The organism is Ureibacillus sp. GCM10028918 (assembly GCF_042666115.1).
Taxonomy (GTDB): domain Bacteria; phylum Bacillota; class Bacilli; order Bacillales_A; family Planococcaceae; genus Ureibacillus.
This window is the reverse complement of record NZ_JBHTFK010000002.1, coordinates 97,104-114,106: the sequence shown is the minus strand read 5'-3', so window position 1 is coordinate 114,106 and position 17,003 is coordinate 97,104. Positions and strand designations below refer to the sequence as shown.

Here is a 17,003-nt window from a genome sequence, read left to right as displayed (position 1 = left end):
TAACTAATTATATATGATTCGATTTAGATATAAAATTCTCTAACTTGACTGTTTGTTAATCAATACATTCTTCCTATCCGATTTGAAACAAAATGACAGGACATGTATAGTACTAATAGAAAGGGTGATATTTTTGATTCGATTAAGCTGGTTCATTAGTCTTGGAATTTCGCTACTTGGCTTTTTAATAATAGGGAACTTCTTCACGATCCAACCCGAAGAACCTGTTAGTAATGGTAGTTTGGGTTGGATCGGCATTATATTGGTTTTGCCTTTTTTATTGCTCAGTATCTTCATAACATTTCGATACATTCTTACTTTAACAAGAACTGCAACCGATCGATTAATGAAGTCTTTATCGATTGTCGCAGGGGTTTTGTTGATTGGTGTACTCATCTTCTTTTCGTTAGATTATAAAAATGATATTTTAGCCGCACTGGATGAGTCTAGCGTTGGACTGATTTTCCCAAAGTTAAACGAATATACATATACAATCTACTTTAATTTTTATACCTTTGCCTTGATTCATACGATTATCGGTGTCATTGCTGCAGTGGTTGGAGCATTAAATCCTGGAATGAAAAAAGAAGAGTTGCCCGAGTAAAACCCGGGCAACTCTTCTTCATTTTGTGAACAAGCTTATCGCAGTTCTGCACCAGCTTCAGTTAAAGCTTTTAACACCTTGTTGTGTGCACTTACTACTTCTTCATCCGTTAATGTACGTTCTGGGTCAAAGTATGTTAATGAGAAGGCAACGGATTTTTTACCCTCTTCCATTTTATCTCCTTCGTAAACATCAAACACTTTTACTTCTTTTAATAATTTTGTTCCAGCACTGCGGATTATTTCTATAATTTCGCCAGCTGGTTTTGATCGATCAAGCTCTAAAGCAATATCACGTGTCATTGCCGGGAAACGCGGAACAGATGCATATACCAATTCCTCGACTTCTGCAGCCAGTATTGCTTTTAAGTTTAATTCCGCAACAAATGTCTCTTTTAAATCGTATTTTTTTCGTTCAGTTGGATGTAAGCCACCGATGATACCAACTTTTTCTCCATCAAGCGCAATAACAGCTGTTTGACCAGGATGAAGTCCATCAACACTTGCTTTTTCGAAGGATACACGTTCAGTTAAACCAAGTTTTTCGAATAAGCTCTCTACAATTCCTTTAGCAACGAAGAAATCAACTGTCAGCTTTTCGCCCTGCCATGCATGATCTACCCATTTGCCAGAAACAACTAATGCAAGATGTTCTTCTTCATATGGAAGTTCTTCAGCAGTTGTTCCAAGGAAAACAGAGCCGATTTCATATAGAGCAACAGAATCTGCTTTACGAGCTACATTATAGCTAGCAGCTTCAACTAAATGTGGAATCAAGCTTTGACGTAAAGTCGAACGTTCTTCACTCATCGGCATTAATAATCTTGTTGTATCTTCTGCTTTAAGTGCGAATTTCTGAGCAAGCTCATCGGATGTTAATGAATATGTGACAGCCTGGTAAAGACCAGCACCCTCCATAATATTACGTGCGATGCGACGTTTTGCTTGGTAAGGAGTTAATCCACCAATTTGCTCATTGCCTTCTGGTAATGTCATTGGGATTTCATCATATCCATAAAGCCTCGCAATTTCTTCCACGATATCTTCTTCGATTTTAATATCTTGACGTCGTGTTGGCGCATCAATGATTAATAAACCATTCGCTGCTTCCACATCAAATTGTAGACGGTTTAAAATCGATAACATGTCTTCCAACGAAATTTTCATTCCAAGACGATTGTTAATAAAGTCTGGTGATACAACAACACGTGCAGGTGATTTATCTAAATCATCTACTGCTACAGTTCCTTCAAGAACCTCTCCCCCAGCAAGCTCGGCTAGAAGTTGTGCAGCACGTTCTCCTGCAATAAGTACGCGGTTTGGATCTACTCCTTTTTCAAAGCGAGCAGATGAATCAGAGCGCAAGCCTAATTCCTTAGATGTGCGACGAACGGAAAAACCATCAAAGTAAGCTGCTTCAATGACTACTGTCGTTGTGTCACTTGTTACTTCAGAGTTCGCTCCACCCATTACACCGGCAATTGCAACTGGTACTTCACCATTTGTAATGACAAGATTATGCTCTTTTAAAGTACGTTCATGATCATCTAAAGTGACAATTTTCTCGCCTTCATTTGCTAAGCGAACAAGAATTTCATTTGTTTTCAATGCATCATAGTCGAATGCATGAAGCGGTTGACCATATTCCATTAAGATATAGTTCGTAATATCCACCACATTGTTGTGCGGACGTACACCCGCAGCCATTAAATGATGCTGTAACCAAAGTGGTGATTCTGCGATTTTCACATTTTTAATAACTTTCGCCGCATATAATGGGTTTTCTTTTGCTTCTACACGAACTTTAATGTATTCTTCTGCTTTTTCCGAAATAGTTTGATACTGAATTTCAGGTAATTTTACTTGTTGAGATAAAATTGCAGCTACTTCATAAGCAACACCTAACATCGATAAAGCATCAGAACGGTTTGGAGTTAATCCTAGTTCTAATACTATGTCACGTAGTCCGATTAGCTCTAATGCGTCACTGCCTGGAACCGTATCTTGGGGTAAAACGTAAATTCCTTCTGCATATGCTTTAGGAACAACGCGACCTTCCACACCCAGTTCTTGTAGTGAACAAATCATACCGTTTGATTCTTGACCACGCATTTTCGCTTTTTTAATTTTCACTCCACCTGGAAGACGCGCTCCAGGTAACGCAACGATTACTTTTTGCCCAGCAGCTACATTAGGAGCTCCACAAATAATTTGTCGGATATCTCCTTCTCCTACTTCGACTTGACAAACATTTAATTTATCTGCATCTGGATGTTTTTCTTTCGAAACTACATGCCCAACAACGATATTCGTCATCCCAGCGGAACGATCGATTACTGCATCCACTTCAATACCTGAACGCGTAATTTTTTCAGCCAATTCTTCTGGTGCTATACCATCTATATCAACATATTGTTTTAACCAATTTAATGAAACTAACATAGTTGTACCCCCTTACCCTTCTGTTCTATGGAATTGTGATAAGAAACGACTATCATTTGTATAGAAATGACGAATATCATCTACCCCATATTTCAACATTGCGATACGTTCTGCCCCAATACCAAATGCAAAGCCTGAAACTTTTTTCGAATCATAGCCAGCCATTTCCAATACATTCGGGTGAACCATACCCGCACCTAAAATCTCGATCCAGCCTGTATGTTTACATACGTTACAGCCCTTACCTCCACATTTGAAGCAAGATATATCCATTTCTACTGAAGGCTCCGTAAATGGGAAGAAACTTGGGCGTAGACGAATTTCACGATCGTCACCAAACATTTTCTTCGCCAATGCATCCAGGGTTCCTTTTAAATCACTCATACGAATGTTTTCACCAATTACCAGACCTTCAATTTGCATGAACTGATGTGAGTGCGTTGCATCATCATTATCGCGACGGAATACTTTCCCTGGGCAAATAATGCGAATCGGTTCTCCTTTTTTAAGTTCCATTGTTCGAGCCTGCACTGGAGAAGTGTGTGTACGTAAAAGCGTTTCCTCTGTGATATAGAAAGTGTCTTGCATATCACGAGCTGGGTGACCTTTTGGTAAATTTAACGCTTCGAAGTTATAGTAGTCCTTCTCAACTTCCGGTCCTTCTGCAATTTCATAGCCCATCGAAACAAATAAATCCTCAATTTCTTCAACAACGCGCGTTAATGGATGACGGTTTCCTTGGCGCACTTTACGTCCTGGTAAAGTGACATCAATCGATTCTTTTTCTAATTGTTCAAGAATCGCTTGTTCCTCTAAAACAGCTACTTTTTCTTCTAATTGTGCTGTTACATTTTCACGTACTGCATTTACTAGAGCACCCATTTTTGGTCTTTCTTCCGGAGATAATTTCCCCATTCCTTTTAATAAGTCCGTAATGGGACCCTTTTTCCCTAAATACGCAACACGAACGTCATTTAACTCTTTTAAGTTAGAAGCAGCTTGCAGCTTTGCTAATGCTTCTTGTTCTAATTGCTTTAATTGTTGTTCCACGTGTATACCCTCCTTATTTAAATTCGCTTTGATTTTTTGTGGTGGTGGTTTGAGTTTACTGGCAGTTAATGCTTACGAGCGGTTTTCACCTATTTACGAGCGAGTTTTCTCACTTCACGAGCGACTTTCATCCGTTTACGTGCGAGTTCACTCACTTTACGTGCGACTGTTCCATCATAATGTATAGCTCTCACCATATTCCTTCAAGAAAACACAAAAAACCTCGCCCCTAAAAAAGGGACGAGGACTAGATTCGCGGTACCACCCTAGTTATTGCAAGAAAAAGATTGCAATCACTTCATTGACATAACGACTCGATTGGCCGGCTTTCCTTTCACAAAAAATTTGATCCCGGAAGCTGCTTGCGGGGTGAACTTCAATACTTTCGACCATACATAAGCTTTCAGTCTATGGCTCATGTTCCCTGGATAGTCACGTCATTATTTACTCTTCCCGCTACTAACGCATTTTAGTAATTATTCGTTTTTTTAGTCTTCATTATTTTACGGCAAAACGGAAAACGTTTCAAGTATTGCAAACAATAAGTAATTAATCTTTTATCTACACTCTAGGATAGGAAAAAGGAAATGATTTCAAACTTTTTATATAGAAAAATTTACTCATATGGTATATTTTTATAAACGTAATGTCAGATTTTATAACATCAATTTCAAGGAGGGGTTTCATGTTTTTTTTAAAAAGAAGAGAACAACATTCAAATGAAGGAGCATCTCAAAATTTAGATGGGCAAATTCAGGTTGCGGTTGATCAACTAAAAGGGATTGTAGAGCAAGTGAAGATTGCTACGATAGACCTTGAAGAAACCTCTACATCAAGCAAAGAAAAAACAAGCATCTTATTAGAGCATAGTATGCAAACTGCGGAAAATACGCAGCAAGTTGCAGTGAAAATGAGCAAGATTGAATCGTCTGCCCTACATATTTCGGCTTTTTCACAAGAAATCTTATCAAATAGTCAAACTTCCAATGAAGAACTAGAGATATCTGTTGAATCCTTTCAGTCACTTCAAAGGAAATTTGACGCATTAAATGAAAGCCATCACACCCTCCTACAACATATGAATCAACTTGTGCTGAACTCAGAAAATATACATGAAATCGTCCATACCATTGGTTCCATTTCGCAAAAAACGAGAATTCTTGCGTTGAACGCGGCGATTGAAGCAGCTAGAGCCGGGGACCATGGTAAAGGCTTTGCAGTAGTCGCAAACGAAGTGGGGAATCTAGCTAGCCAAACTTCTGTCGCTATAGAACAAACCCGTGAAAACTTAAATCTTATTTTAAATGGAATCAATACTTCCACTATCATGGTTGAGACGGAAACAAGACAAATTGAAGAAGGCTCTACTGAACTACAAGAAACCTTAAAATCAATGCATTCCTTTAAATCTCGACTAGTCTCCATAACGAGTATGGTATCCGAGTCTACAGATTCAGTTGAAGAACAACGTGAGAATATTCAAGAGATTTCTCAATTACTTCAGGAAATTTCGCAATTGGCCATAGAAAATAAAGAACAAGTCTGCCAAGCAACAAATGATTTAGATAAACAGCATGAGAACGTGGAGGAAATCCGATCAATTAGTCATGCTTTGATTAATACTTCAGAAGAACTGCAATCTCTCATAAATAAGGATTCGGCACAAATGAATTTGAAAATTGATTCAGCATTAATCGAGAATTCCAAGGCAATTCTTTCCAATAGTATTGATGCTAAAAATTTAATTTCATTGAATCCACAGGTTCATCAAATTCAATTAGACAATATGCTATCAGCCGGTCAACAATTTGAAGCCATATGGTCCAATCGTTTGGATGGTTCATTTATATATTCAAACCCTACAGCTGCTCTTGTTAATGCTAAATTACGTCCATGGTTTGTCGAAGCTTCTCAGGGAAAAACCTATATATCTGACGTGTATATTTCTGCATTAACAAAAAAAGCATGTATCACACTATCCATGCCAATACTAGATGGAAATAAGATTATAGGCGTACTTGGTGTCGATTTATCAATTCCGTAAAAAATTATAAATCAGCGGGAACATAACGAAAACACCGATCCACAAATTTGTGAATCGGTGTTTGTTCTTATTATTTTGCGAATTGATATAGCAAGATCCCTGTCGCAACCGCAACATTTAAAGATTCAGCTTGTCCCAAAATCGGGATAATGACATTTTGATCTGTTTTAGCTAATAACTGTGGATGAATGCCACTGCCTTCATTTCCTACGATTAGAGCAAAGCTTCCTGCTGTTTCTACTTCTGTATAAACGACTGCCTCTTGCAGGGCGGTTCCATAGACCTTCACACTACGCTCTTGTAAATCTTCTATCCAGTCAGCTAATTCCCCACGAACAATTGGGATATGGAAATGAGAGCCTTGTGCTGAACGTAATGTCTTTGGATTGTATGCATCCGCACAGCCTTTCCCTAAGACAATGGCATCAATACCGGCTGCATCCGCTGTGCGAATCATCGTCCCGATATTACCCGGATCTTGCACTGCATCAACAAGCAACAGTTTTCTCCAGTTCGAGATACCTTCCTCTTCAACTTCTAATTGTTTACAATGGGCAAAGACACCTTGTGGATTTTCGGTTTCAGCAAGTTCATTGGCTATTGAACCCGTTATTTCAACCAATTCTACATTATCAATATCCCAAAGTAATGGCAAATCCACACCTTCGCGGACAATAATTTGAATAATCTGCTCTTTATCCTTTAGTGCTTCCTCGACCAAGTGAAAGCCTTCTACGATAAACTCTCCAGATTTTTCTCGTTCTTTTCTTGTTGTCACAAGCTTTTTCCAGTGCTTCACTAACGCATTTTGCGCTGATTCAATTCGTTTCATAATAGTACGTTTACCGCCTTTTCCTTTTCATCTATTGCCTAATTTTACATGAAAAGTCGGTCAGTGTAAAAAATGTTCTTCATAACTGAGTAACAAGTTGTTAACTCACTTACTTCCTCCCCAATAATCTATAGGCTAATTCCAGATTTTTAGTAACATTCTCGGTTATATTTCATTCCAAAGTATGCATGAAAAAAAAGTGTACCAAAACAAAGAACCATTTTCGCCAAAAATTTCGTCGAAGGAAAAGAGGTGTCTCATTTTCTCATGAGTCACCTCTTTTTTGCATCTTATTCTTAATTTACTATGTATACTTTACGATTCGTGACGCAGACTAGTCATTAAGGAGGCGATTGTAATGAATTTTCAAATTAGACAAGCCATTACATCAAATGTTCAAGGTGATAGTGCTACCGAATTCCGTGATACTGTAGAGGATGCGATTTCACGCGGAGATGAGCATTTATTACCCGGTCTTGGTGTATTTTTAGAAAAATGGTGGAATTCCTCTTCCCCAGATGAACAACAAGAATTTACTGAAAAACTTTCTAAAGCATTTCAAAACTAAAGAGTGATATAAGGCTGGCTTGATATTCTTGTCTTGACAGCCTTTTACAATTAAATTCCCCAATCACTTCTCAGTATTGTTTTTAACTGTTCAATTTCAACTATTTCCGATATCTTCTTTTCTATATCGTGTTTTAACACAATATACTTATTAACACAGATTTGTCCAAGGTCGGTTAGTTGGATGCATTTATCACGATTATTACTTCCTGGAACGAGCTCGACTAATCCTTTTGATTCTAATTTCTTTATAAATTTATGGGCTGCTTGTCGAGATATCTGCACGTTTTTAGCAACCATCGATATGGTTGGTTGTTTATTATTCACCTTTGACATAATGTACCATTCTGAATTTGAAATGGAGATATCGCTCATTTCATTCCATTTTTCTTCTAATATTCTTCGTATAGTACCGTGTCGCTCACTTATAAGGTCAAATAAATCCAATTGTTTCACGTCCATCATTCCCTTGCTTCACGTTTTCGAGAATAATATACTTAAACACGCACCATTTGTCAACTAAGTTGACATTTTTCTTTTATTCATCTATAATGAAATTAGTCAACCTAGTTGACAAAATGTACTTGGGGGCGAAAAAATGTTCAATATTGGAGATACTATCATTTATTCTTCTCATGGATTATGCCAAATTGATGGCATCAGTGAAAAAACTTTTTCTGGTGTGACAAAAACCTACTATGTGCTACATCCACTTAATAATGAAAAATTAGAAATCAGTACACCTGTTGATAATAAAACCATTTCAACTTTAATGGCTAAAGAAGAAGCTGAAGAAATTTTAACACTATTTACAAAACCCGGCATTGATTGGATCGAAAAAGGCAATCAACGTTCCCAAGGCTATTCGTTAATTGCAAAAAAAGGTAATCGCAAAGAGATAGCAAAAGTGATCAATACGTTACTTGTGAAAAAACACGAGTTAGAAAATAATGACAGGAAATTCTCTGAACAAGATCGTAAGCTGTTAGTTTCGATGCAGGGTATTTTATTCTCCGAGCTGGCCCTTTCTTTAAATACAACGACAGCGGAAATTTCCAATAAAATCGCTCACTTATTAGATATCGACGGAGAAGTGATGCTTACAAATGAATAATATTCGTTTCATCTTCAGGCAGCTCTTAAAGTAAGTATTATTTTAAGAGCTGCCTTTCCGTATCTAAAAGCAAAATAAAAAGCAACCCAGCGTCTCCCAGGTTACTTTTCCTATGTAGCGATGGGTCGTTCCATCTTGAACTCTTCATCACTCGAAATCTCTACAGCGAGTCCCCCATAAAAGATTTCTTTATATTCTTCAAGTAAAAATATACCACCCGTATAATTTTCACTGTTTTAAACCATTAAGCTAAAATCGATGCCAACACTGCCTTTTGCGCATGGAGTCTATTCTCCGCTTGCGACTGTCGCAGGCTTTCGTCGCAGAGCTAATCCGTTTTCTACGACGCTATTAGGCTAAAATTGACGCTAGTACTGCCTTTTGCGCATGTAAACGGTTTTCCGCTTGTGACTGTCGCAGGCTTTCGTCACAGAGCTAACAACTACTACGACGCTATTAGGCTAAAATTGACGCTAGTACTGCCTTTTGCGCATGTAAACGGTTTTCCGCTTGCTCGAAGATATATGAATTTGGACCATCAATCACCGATGTTGCTACTTCTTCTTCACGGTGTGCTGGTAAACAATGCAGGAACATATAATCAGGTTTTGCATGAGCTACTAATGCATCATTAATTTGATAGCCTTCAAAATCAACTAAACGTTTTGCCGTTTCTTCTTCCTGGCCCATACTAGTCCATACATCTGCATAAACCGCATCCGCATTTTTAACAGCCGCAACTGGATCAGTTGTTACTGTAACTAGGCTGCCGTTCTCTTTTGCTATTTTTTGAGCCCTTGCAATTACTTCTTCATTTGGTTCGTAGCCAATAGGAGTTGCTACCACAACATCCATACCCACATGAGCAGCAGCTACTACCAATGAATGTGCTACGTTATTGCCATCTCCAACGTAAGCAATCTTCAGTCCCTTTAACTCCCCTTTGTTTTCAGCAATCGTTTCTAAATCTGCTAATGCCTGACAAGGATGATATAGATCTGTTAACCCATTGATAACAGGGATTGAAGCATGATCCGCTAATTCCTTTACCATTTCATGGGAGTTTGCACGAATCATAATGGCGTCAAGGTAACCCGATAAAACATGCCCTGTATCCGAAATTGGTTCCCCACGTCCAATTTGCATATCACGGGAATGCATAAACATCGCTTCCCCCCCAAGTTGGTTCATCCCAACTTCAAAGGAAATACGTGTACGTGTTGAATGTTTTTCAAAGATCATTCCTAATGTTTTACCCTCTAGTAATCTCGGGCATCTCCCGGCTTTTGTAATTTTCTTCAATTGTGTCGCTAACTTGATTAAATCTTGAACTTCTTCGCTTGTATAATCTAATAATGTCAATAGGTCCTTCCCTTTAAGGCTTGACACTAACTTAAGCTGAACCTCTTCTAATAATTTCATACCCTTTTTGCCCCCAAACTTCCGATTGATGATGAATTCATTATACATATGTATAATTATTAAATCAAGTGAATTTTTATTATTTATACAATATTTAAAAATTATATTTTATACATTGAAAATGCATAAATAAACATGATATCACTCGTTTTATATGATTACTTCTATATTATATTTATAAAAATTCAATCACTATCATTTTACCCCTACTATATATATGCATAAACATTTTATTTTGATACCACTTGAACAAAAAAAGGAAGCGAGTTTTTTGCTCTTTAGTTCATTCTAAAATTATGTATTTCAGATAATTTTATCTATTATTATCTAAATTATATTAGCTCAGCAAAAAACAACCCAGGTACAGAGTTTGCTCTGTTCCCGGGTTAAATCTTTAATCAAAAATGATTTTATTCACTGTATCTCGGTCTAATTTTTTAACCAGTTCAACAATTAGTTTTACTGTGTTTTCATAATCATCACGGTGTAAAATAGCTGCATGAGAGTGGATATAACGTGTTGCAACACCAATTGCCATAGCAGGTACACCGTTTGCTGTTAAGTGAATTGATCCTGCATCTGTCCCCCCGCCTGGTGTAGAGTCGAATTGATATGGAATATTGTTTTCTTCTGCAACATCTACAACGAAGTCGCGAAGCCCTTTATGTCCAACCATAGACGCATCAAAGATAATAATTTGCGGGCCTTCCCCGATCTTAGAAGTCGATTCTTTTGGTGTAATTCCTGGCGTATCACCAGCTACACCAACATCTACTGCAAAACCGATATCTGGCTGGATCTTAAAAGTGGCTGTTTTTGCTCCTCGAAGACCAACTTCTTCTTGAACATTCCCTACTCCATATACAATATTGGGATGCTTTGTATCTTTCAACGCTTTCAATACATCAATCGCAATAGCACATCCTATACGGTTATCCCATGCTTTTGCTAAAAGCATTTTTTCATTTTTCATCACATTAAATTCAAAGTATGGAGTAATCATATCACCTGGGCGAATTCCCCATTCTTGTACTTGTTCTTTTGATGTTGCACCGATATCGATAAATAATTCTTTTAAATCCATTACTTTTTTGCGTTGTTCCGCTGGTAGTATATGCGGTGGTTTTGAACCGATTACCCCGATGATTTCCTCACCGGAACGAGTAGTGATTGTCACACGTTGTGAAAGCATAACATGGCTCCACCAACCACCAACTGTTTGGAATTTAATAAATCCTTTTTCATCGATTTGCGTGACCATGAAACCAATTTCGTCTAAGTGGCCGGCAATCATTATTTTAGGACCGTTTTCATCGCCAACCTTTTTAGCGATTAAACTTCCTAAATTATCTTGCTCGATTTCATCTGCAAACGGTTCAATGTATTTGCGCATTACTGCACGAGGAGCTCTTTCATTACCTGGAATACCATTTGCATCAGTAAGTTCTTTTAACATTTTTAATGTATCATCTAACTGCACCATTAAACGCCCTCCTAAATAGTTTCTTCCTAATTATACCTCTATTATTTCGGTTATTGAAATATAATCTCCTCTTTTTGCTTTCATTTCCACTACATGAAAACACTACGAGGTCCTATTTAATAACCATTTCTTTGACGCTCATAGTTTTTTTCATTTTTGGCTAAGTAGGCTTGGATAATATCGTCTAAAGTAAAGTCTAAATTAAAAGCCAATACCCCATAATATTGCCATACATCCTGATAACTATTCTTAGCAGGATTTTGAATAAATGTTAAAATGGCTTCTTGTGTACGTAAAAACCAATTAGTTAAATCCTCCTTGACTTTAACTTCTGGCCACTCTTTTAGTGATAATCCCTTTGCATTTCCAAGAGAAAGCAAGAAGTGAATCGAATCCACGAACTCTTCCAAAATAACTTCACGTTCCGATGGACCTTTAGTGCTCCAAAATTTAAAGCATCTTGTTTCATTTGCAAGTTCTGCCAGTTCAATCATTAAGGCAAGTCCTTTTTCTTTAAAGACATCACGGTTAATATTTTGCGTTTTTTCGATAAAAGAATCCAATTCTCTTTGCATTTCAAATAGTTCTATAAATTCCATAAAAAATCCCTCAATTTCTAAATAAAAGTGAAACCTATTGTCCTTCTTAATCGTAAAGGAACTTACAACGTTTTTACAAGGGGGAAATTGGCTTGGTTCTTCTACTTTTCCGTTTGCTTATTATCATATTAGTCGTTTACATATTTTATAAAGTTGTCAGATATCTTACAGACCCTAAACGTAAGCTGGATGAAGCTTTTGAAAAAGCGGAATATTATTTCTATGATGATGTGAAAAATGTTCGTAAAAACTTTTTCATTTCTTATAAAGGCGCTCTTTTTGAGGGCGAAAAATATCTTGGAACTACTGAAAATGCATTTGAAGTGGTATCCATCTTCGTTTGGGTTCATGATCCGATGAAGCTACAAGGGCTAACAAAGGATGACTTTTACTATTTGGAAAAGGAAATTCAGATGAGCTACCCAAAAGCTAAAATTAACTGGAAAAATCCAATTGAGCAGTTAATGAAGGAGCAAACAAAGGAAAGATAAATCATCTTTATCCCATTCATCAAATTGACAAGTTTTCGAGTTAGCAAATTTGACTTATTGCCAAGACTTTTGAAGAAAAGATTAGTTGTTTTTATGACGATAATCAATCATCCGAAAGTAAGGATTGTCAAACATGGCCTTGACTATGCATGTTAGATAATCCTTTCTCTTTTCTGTCAAATAATTTTAATTTTATCTCGATTTCGTTTTTAACTTTTCGAGTTCTTCATCAATCAGTTTCAGATCTAAACGTTCATACAGTGGTTCAATATTTTTCACAACTTTTGGCAATTCATTTTTTACGGCCCAGTTATTTTCTCGGATTTCTAGCATCTTTTCTATTTTTGTTGCAGCAAAGGGCAAGAATGGCTGCAAAATTTGCGCAAGATTAAGAATGATAAAGACACATGTAGATAGTGTTTCTTTGCATTGCTCCATTTCTACTTTTACTTGAATCCATGGTTTTCGTACATCAAAATAACGATTGGCGGAACGGATATAGTCAAAAATCGTTTCCAATGCTTGTTTGAATTGTCCAACTTCTATTAAAGCCCCAACCTCAACATATAGATTTTTTGTTTTATCATATATTTTCCGACTTGTTTTTGCTTGAGGAATTTCCCCATCAAAAGATTTTTCAATAAACTTCAGTGTTCGATTGACAAAGTTTCCAAAAGCGCCAAGCAGCTCACTGTTATGACTGTAGATAAACTCTCGCCACGAGAAATCAGTATCACGATTCTCGGGTGCATTTACAGTTAAGAAATAACGAATTGAGTCCGGATCATATGTTTGTAAAAGGTCTGGAATCCAAACAGCCCAGTTTTGACTTGTTGATATTTTTCTTTTTTCTAAGGTTAAATATTCATTTGAAATAATATGAGTTGGCAATGTGAAGTTATTAATCCCTAACAAAATAGCAGGCCAGATGACTGTATGAAATGGAATATTATCTTTCCCATGAATGTAATACGAAATTGTATCTTCATTCCACCAGTTTTCTAAGTTTTCTTGGTTCTGCTTTGCCCATTCGATACTCGCCGTCAGGTAACCTGCCACTGCTTCAATCCACACATAAATCTTTTTCCCCTCAAACCCCTTTACAGGTACATCTACCCCATTAGGTAAGTCTCGAGTAACTGCTCGATCTGGCAATCCTTCTGCTAAATATCTCTTCGTTAGGTGAATCGCATTTTCTCTCCAAAGATTGTCATGTTCTGCCTTTGCAACATATGCCTCAAGCTTTTCTTGAAAAGCACTGAAGGAAAAATAAAAATGTTCCGTTTCTTTTATTACTGGCTCTGTTCCACAAATTTTACAGCGTTTATCGTTTAAATCTAGTGGGTCCAATATTTTCGAGCAATGATCGCATTGATCTCCTCTTGCTTTTGATCCACAATTTGGACAACTTCCTTCTACAAACCGATCAGGAAGAAATTGTTTATCACGTTCACAATAGGCTTGCTCAATCCTCCTTTTATATAAATAGCCATTTTCTAATAATGTTAAAAAGATTTTCTGTACTGATTTGTGATGATGTGATGCATCCGTCCGAGTGTATAAATCATAAGAAAATCCAAGCTCGTTAAATACTTGTTCGAATTCCGCATGGTACCTGTCAGCGATTGCTTTAATTTTTGTGTTTTCTTGGGTAGCACGTATTGAAATTGGGGTACCATTACAATCACTTCCCGAAACATATAAAACCTTCTCCCCCTTTTGACGATAATATCTTGCTAAAATATCTCCTGGTAATAATGCGGCAATATGCCCTAAATGCAATGACCCATTAGCATATGGCCATGCTCCACCTATTAAGACCGTCATAATAAATCTCTCCTTTTAATAAATTTCTTTTACTCGAAAATTTAACCAAAAAAAAACGCCCTAATCGAAAAACGATTAGGACGAGTGTTCCCGTGTTACCACCTAAGTTCGCAAACAGCTCACACTATTTGCCTCCATCAGTACGTGTTCATACTGCCGCTGTTGTAACGAGTGCCTTTCTCGTCGTAGCCTACTCATCTAGTTTCGGTACGAAGCTTGAAGGGTCATTTTCAATAAGTTTCGTTTGCTTCATTTCCACCATCAGAAGCTCTCTTTTAAACTATCTCTTATTTACTTTTCCTTCTCGAACGCTTTTAGTTTTAATTAATTATAAATTATATTAGTTCAGTTGACACTTTTCAATAGTTGAACATTCTGAATTTTATTGGTAACTAGATACATTTCACAATACTACATCTTACTTAATACCATCACACCCACCATACCAATAATTCTCTCCAAAATAAAAACTGCCTTTCATCATAATGAGACAGGCAGTTTTATGCTAGAATATGTTGAAAATCCTAACGACAATAAAAATTTGTATGGCTGCAATGATTGGAAATCCAAATGCAAAGGAGTTGTGTTTTGTTTTGTGGCGAAATAGGTACATACCTAATATGCCACCACAAGCTCCACCAAGGAAGGCTAATGTAAATAGGGATTTTTCTGAAATACGCCATTCATGATTTCTTGCTCGCGATTTATCAATATACATAAAAATACATAGGACAATTGACATTACGACTATATAGGCTAAAAATGCAAATTCCATAGAAAATGCCTTCTTTCTTCAATAGAAAAAATCATTCATTCGATGTTTTTTCCAACTTAAAATTCTATTTTTAAATAAAAAAGCTGATAGGATATCCTACCAGCCTTTTTATGTAATCACTTTACACCTGAATATGTAAATGTGACGTTTGTGCACCTGCCGCTTTCGCTTTCGGTGCAGTAATAATTAAATTTGCGGGCAAATTTAATTATTTCGCTACAGCTTTTTTAGCTGCGTCTGCTAATTGAGTGAATGCAGCGCTATCTGTTACAGCTAGGTCAGCTAACATCTTACGGTTAACTTCGATTCCAGCTACTTTTAAACCGTACATTAAACGGCTGTAAGAAAGACCGTTTAAACGTGCAGCCGCATTGATACGAGTGATCCATAATTTACGGAAATCACGTTTCTTTTGACGACGGTCACGGTATGCATATTGACCTGACTTCATTACTGCTTGGTTAGCAACTTTGTATAATGTATGTTTAGAACCATAATAACCTTTTGCTAATTTTAAAACCTTTTTACGACGCTTGCGCGTTACTGTTCCGCCTTTTACGCGTGGCATACTAATTACCTCCTGCTAATTCTTTCGAATGTTTAATTTACGTTCATTTATACATAAAAATTATTTCATGTAAGTTAATAAAGATCTGATACGTTTGAAATCCCCAGATGAAGCAACTTTCGCTTTACGTAGGTGACGTTTTGCTTTTGTAGATTTGTTTGCGAATAAGTGACTTCCGTACGCACGGTCAAATTTCAATTTTCCTTTGCCCGTTTTTTTGAAACGCTTCGCAGCGCCACGGTGAGTTTTCATTTTTGGCATTTCGAATTTCCTCCTAAACTATTCAAGGGTTTACTATTTCTCGTTCTTTGGTTGAAGAACTAAGAACATGCTTCTGCCTTCCATCTTCGGTTTTTGTTCAACCGTTGCGACTTCGGTACAAGCTTCAGCAAAGCGATCTAGAACGCGTTGACCAATTTCCTTGTGAGTAATGGCACGACCTTTAAAACGTATAGAACACTTTACTTTGTCGCCCTTTTCCAGGAATTTAATGGCATTACGCAATTTCGTTTGGAAATCATGTTCATCAATTGTAGGGCTTAAACGTACTTCCTTCATATTGATAACTTTTGAATTTTTACGAATTTCACGATCTTTCTTTTGCTGTTCAAACTTAAACTTACCATAGTCCATAATACGAGCGACTGGTGGCTTAGCTTGAGGGGCCACAAGGACAAGATCCAAGTTTACACGAGCGGCGATTTCTAACGCTTCGTTACGAGATTTAACTCCTAGCTGATCACCATTATGATCGATTAGACGAAGTTCACGCGCGCGAATACCTTCGTTTACATACATGTCTTTGCTAATACGAATCCACCTCCAGGTTTGTGTCGGGAATACATGAGTTAAGAGCAATTATGCCCGGTTGAACGGTACACTTCCTAAGTATGTCCATAAAAAAAGGACGGACATTTCAGAAGATGTCCGCCCGCTATATATTCATACGCTATTAGTCAGCGCAAAAAATTCAACGTGTCAATACCTGTTAACTGCAATAGCGTCATTCAGGTGAGAAGCGGGCAGCCTCTACTTTAACTTTTATAATGTATTCATAACCATATCAATGTTAACACCTATTCCCTTTAAAGTCAACACATTAGAAAAAATATCTACTTTTAAGAAATTTCATTGATAAGTAATAACAACTTATTAAAACATGATTAATACAAAAAAGCAACTATTT

17 protein-coding genes and 3 other annotated features are annotated in these 17,003 nt (G+C 37.1%); of the genes, 5 read left to right on the top strand and 12 right to left on the bottom strand.

Annotation, left to right across the window (positions count from 1 at the left end; translation table 11 throughout):
* The first annotated feature begins 133 nt into the window (after positions 1–133).
* Positions 134–604 carry a nucleoside-diphosphate sugar epimerase gene (locus ACFQU5_RS00510; protein WP_390283616.1) on the top strand — a complete coding sequence of 157 codons (471 nt, stop codon included), beginning with the start codon at positions 134–136 and terminating at the stop codon, positions 602–604.
* Positions 605–639: 35 nt separating this feature from the next.
* Here ACFQU5_RS00510 and pheT read toward each other — a convergent pair whose 3' ends face one another.
* Both pheT and pheS read right to left on the bottom strand, forming a co-directional pair.
* Positions 640–3,045: a phenylalanine--tRNA ligase subunit beta gene (pheT, locus tag ACFQU5_RS00505; protein ID WP_390283613.1), complete on the bottom strand. Its 2,406-nt coding sequence runs from the start codon at positions 3,043–3,045 to the stop codon at positions 640–642.
* Positions 3,046–3,057: 12 nt separating this feature from the next.
* A complete protein-coding gene (gene pheS / locus ACFQU5_RS00500) occupies positions 3,058–4,095 on the bottom strand; it encodes a phenylalanine--tRNA ligase subunit alpha (protein ID WP_390283610.1) in 1,038 nt (345 codons plus the stop codon).
* 233 nt (positions 4,096–4,328) lie between these two features.
* Positions 4,329–4,567, bottom strand: a binding site (T-box leader).
* Between the two features lie 213 nt (positions 4,568–4,780).
* Between pheS and ACFQU5_RS00495 the strand changes: the two genes are divergently transcribed.
* Positions 4,781–6,139: a methyl-accepting chemotaxis protein gene (locus tag ACFQU5_RS00495; RefSeq protein ID WP_390283607.1), complete on the top strand. Its 1,359-nt coding sequence runs from the start codon at positions 4,781–4,783 to the stop codon at positions 6,137–6,139.
* A 70-nt stretch (positions 6,140–6,209) separates the two neighbouring features.
* On the opposite strand, the gene ACFQU5_RS00490 is transcribed toward ACFQU5_RS00495, so the two are convergent.
* Positions 6,210–6,971, bottom strand: a complete 762-nt coding sequence (locus ACFQU5_RS00490) for a TrmH family RNA methyltransferase (RefSeq protein ID WP_390283604.1) — start codon at positions 6,969–6,971, stop codon at positions 6,210–6,212.
* Between the two features lie 358 nt (positions 6,972–7,329).
* Here ACFQU5_RS00490 and sspI point away from each other — a divergent pair, with 358 nt between their 5' ends.
* Entirely contained in the window at positions 7,330–7,539 is a 210-nt protein-coding gene (sspI, locus tag ACFQU5_RS00485; RefSeq protein WP_390283602.1) for a small acid-soluble spore protein SspI, read from the top strand.
* A gap of 50 nt (positions 7,540–7,589) precedes the next feature.
* Here sspI and ACFQU5_RS00480 read toward each other — a convergent pair whose 3' ends face one another.
* Complete coding sequence (locus ACFQU5_RS00480) at positions 7,590–8,003, bottom strand: MarR family winged helix-turn-helix transcriptional regulator (protein WP_390283599.1); 414 nt, start codon at positions 8,001–8,003, stop codon at positions 7,590–7,592.
* Between the two features lie 133 nt (positions 8,004–8,136).
* Here ACFQU5_RS00480 and ACFQU5_RS00475 point away from each other — a divergent pair, with 133 nt between their 5' ends.
* Positions 8,137–8,652: a CarD family transcriptional regulator gene (locus tag ACFQU5_RS00475; protein ID WP_390283596.1), complete on the top strand. Its 516-nt coding sequence runs from the start codon at positions 8,137–8,139 to the stop codon at positions 8,650–8,652.
* A gap of 456 nt (positions 8,653–9,108) precedes the next feature.
* Here the strand turns inward: ACFQU5_RS00475 and argF are convergent, their stop codons facing one another.
* From argF to ACFQU5_RS00460, 3 genes are all read right to left on the bottom strand, one after another.
* A complete protein-coding gene (gene argF, locus ACFQU5_RS00470; RefSeq protein ID WP_390283593.1) occupies positions 9,109–10,074 on the bottom strand; it encodes an ornithine carbamoyltransferase in 966 nt (321 codons plus the stop codon).
* 394 nt (positions 10,075–10,468) lie between these two features.
* The gene (locus ACFQU5_RS00465; RefSeq protein ID WP_390283590.1) at positions 10,469–11,557 is read right to left on the bottom strand and encodes a M42 family metallopeptidase; all 1,089 of its coding nucleotides are present in this window, start codon (positions 11,555–11,557) and stop codon (positions 10,469–10,471) included.
* A 116-nt stretch (positions 11,558–11,673) separates the two neighbouring features.
* Positions 11,674–12,156 carry a dUTP diphosphatase gene (locus tag ACFQU5_RS00460; protein WP_390283587.1) on the bottom strand — a complete coding sequence of 161 codons (483 nt, stop codon included), beginning with the start codon at positions 12,154–12,156 and terminating at the stop codon, positions 11,674–11,676.
* A 92-nt stretch (positions 12,157–12,248) separates the two neighbouring features.
* Here ACFQU5_RS00460 and ACFQU5_RS00455 point away from each other — a divergent pair, with 92 nt between their 5' ends.
* Positions 12,249–12,647, top strand: a complete 399-nt coding sequence (locus ACFQU5_RS00455) for a sigma-w pathway protein ysdB (protein WP_390283585.1) — start codon at positions 12,249–12,251, stop codon at positions 12,645–12,647.
* 192 nt (positions 12,648–12,839) lie between these two features.
* On the opposite strand, the gene metG is transcribed toward ACFQU5_RS00455, so the two are convergent.
* From metG to infC, 5 genes are all read right to left on the bottom strand, one after another.
* The gene (metG, locus tag ACFQU5_RS00450) at positions 12,840–14,474 is read right to left on the bottom strand and encodes a methionine--tRNA ligase (RefSeq protein WP_390283582.1); all 1,635 of its coding nucleotides are present in this window, start codon (positions 14,472–14,474) and stop codon (positions 12,840–12,842) included.
* A 73-nt stretch (positions 14,475–14,547) separates the two neighbouring features.
* Positions 14,548–14,792: a binding site (T-box leader), on the bottom strand.
* A 187-nt stretch (positions 14,793–14,979) separates the two neighbouring features.
* Positions 14,980–15,249: a DUF1294 domain-containing protein gene (locus tag ACFQU5_RS00445; protein ID WP_390283579.1), complete on the bottom strand. Its 270-nt coding sequence runs from the start codon at positions 15,247–15,249 to the stop codon at positions 14,980–14,982.
* 208 nt (positions 15,250–15,457) lie between these two features.
* Entirely contained in the window at positions 15,458–15,817 is a 360-nt protein-coding gene (gene rplT / locus ACFQU5_RS00440) for a 50S ribosomal protein L20 (protein WP_390283576.1), read from the bottom strand.
* Positions 15,818–15,877: 60 nt separating this feature from the next.
* Positions 15,878–16,078, bottom strand: coding sequence for a 50S ribosomal protein L35 (gene rpmI / locus ACFQU5_RS00435; RefSeq protein WP_107934205.1), 201 nt, complete (start codon positions 16,076–16,078; stop codon positions 15,878–15,880).
* A gap of 33 nt (positions 16,079–16,111) precedes the next feature.
* Positions 16,112–16,615 (bottom strand): translation initiation factor IF-3, encoded by a 504-nt coding sequence (gene infC, locus ACFQU5_RS00430; protein ID WP_036198712.1) that lies wholly within the window; start codon positions 16,613–16,615, stop codon positions 16,112–16,114.
* Positions 16,616–16,710: 95 nt separating this feature from the next.
* Positions 16,711–16,858 (bottom strand) — a sequence feature (ribosomal protein L20 leader region).
* Between the last annotated feature and the right edge of the window lie 145 nt (positions 16,859–17,003).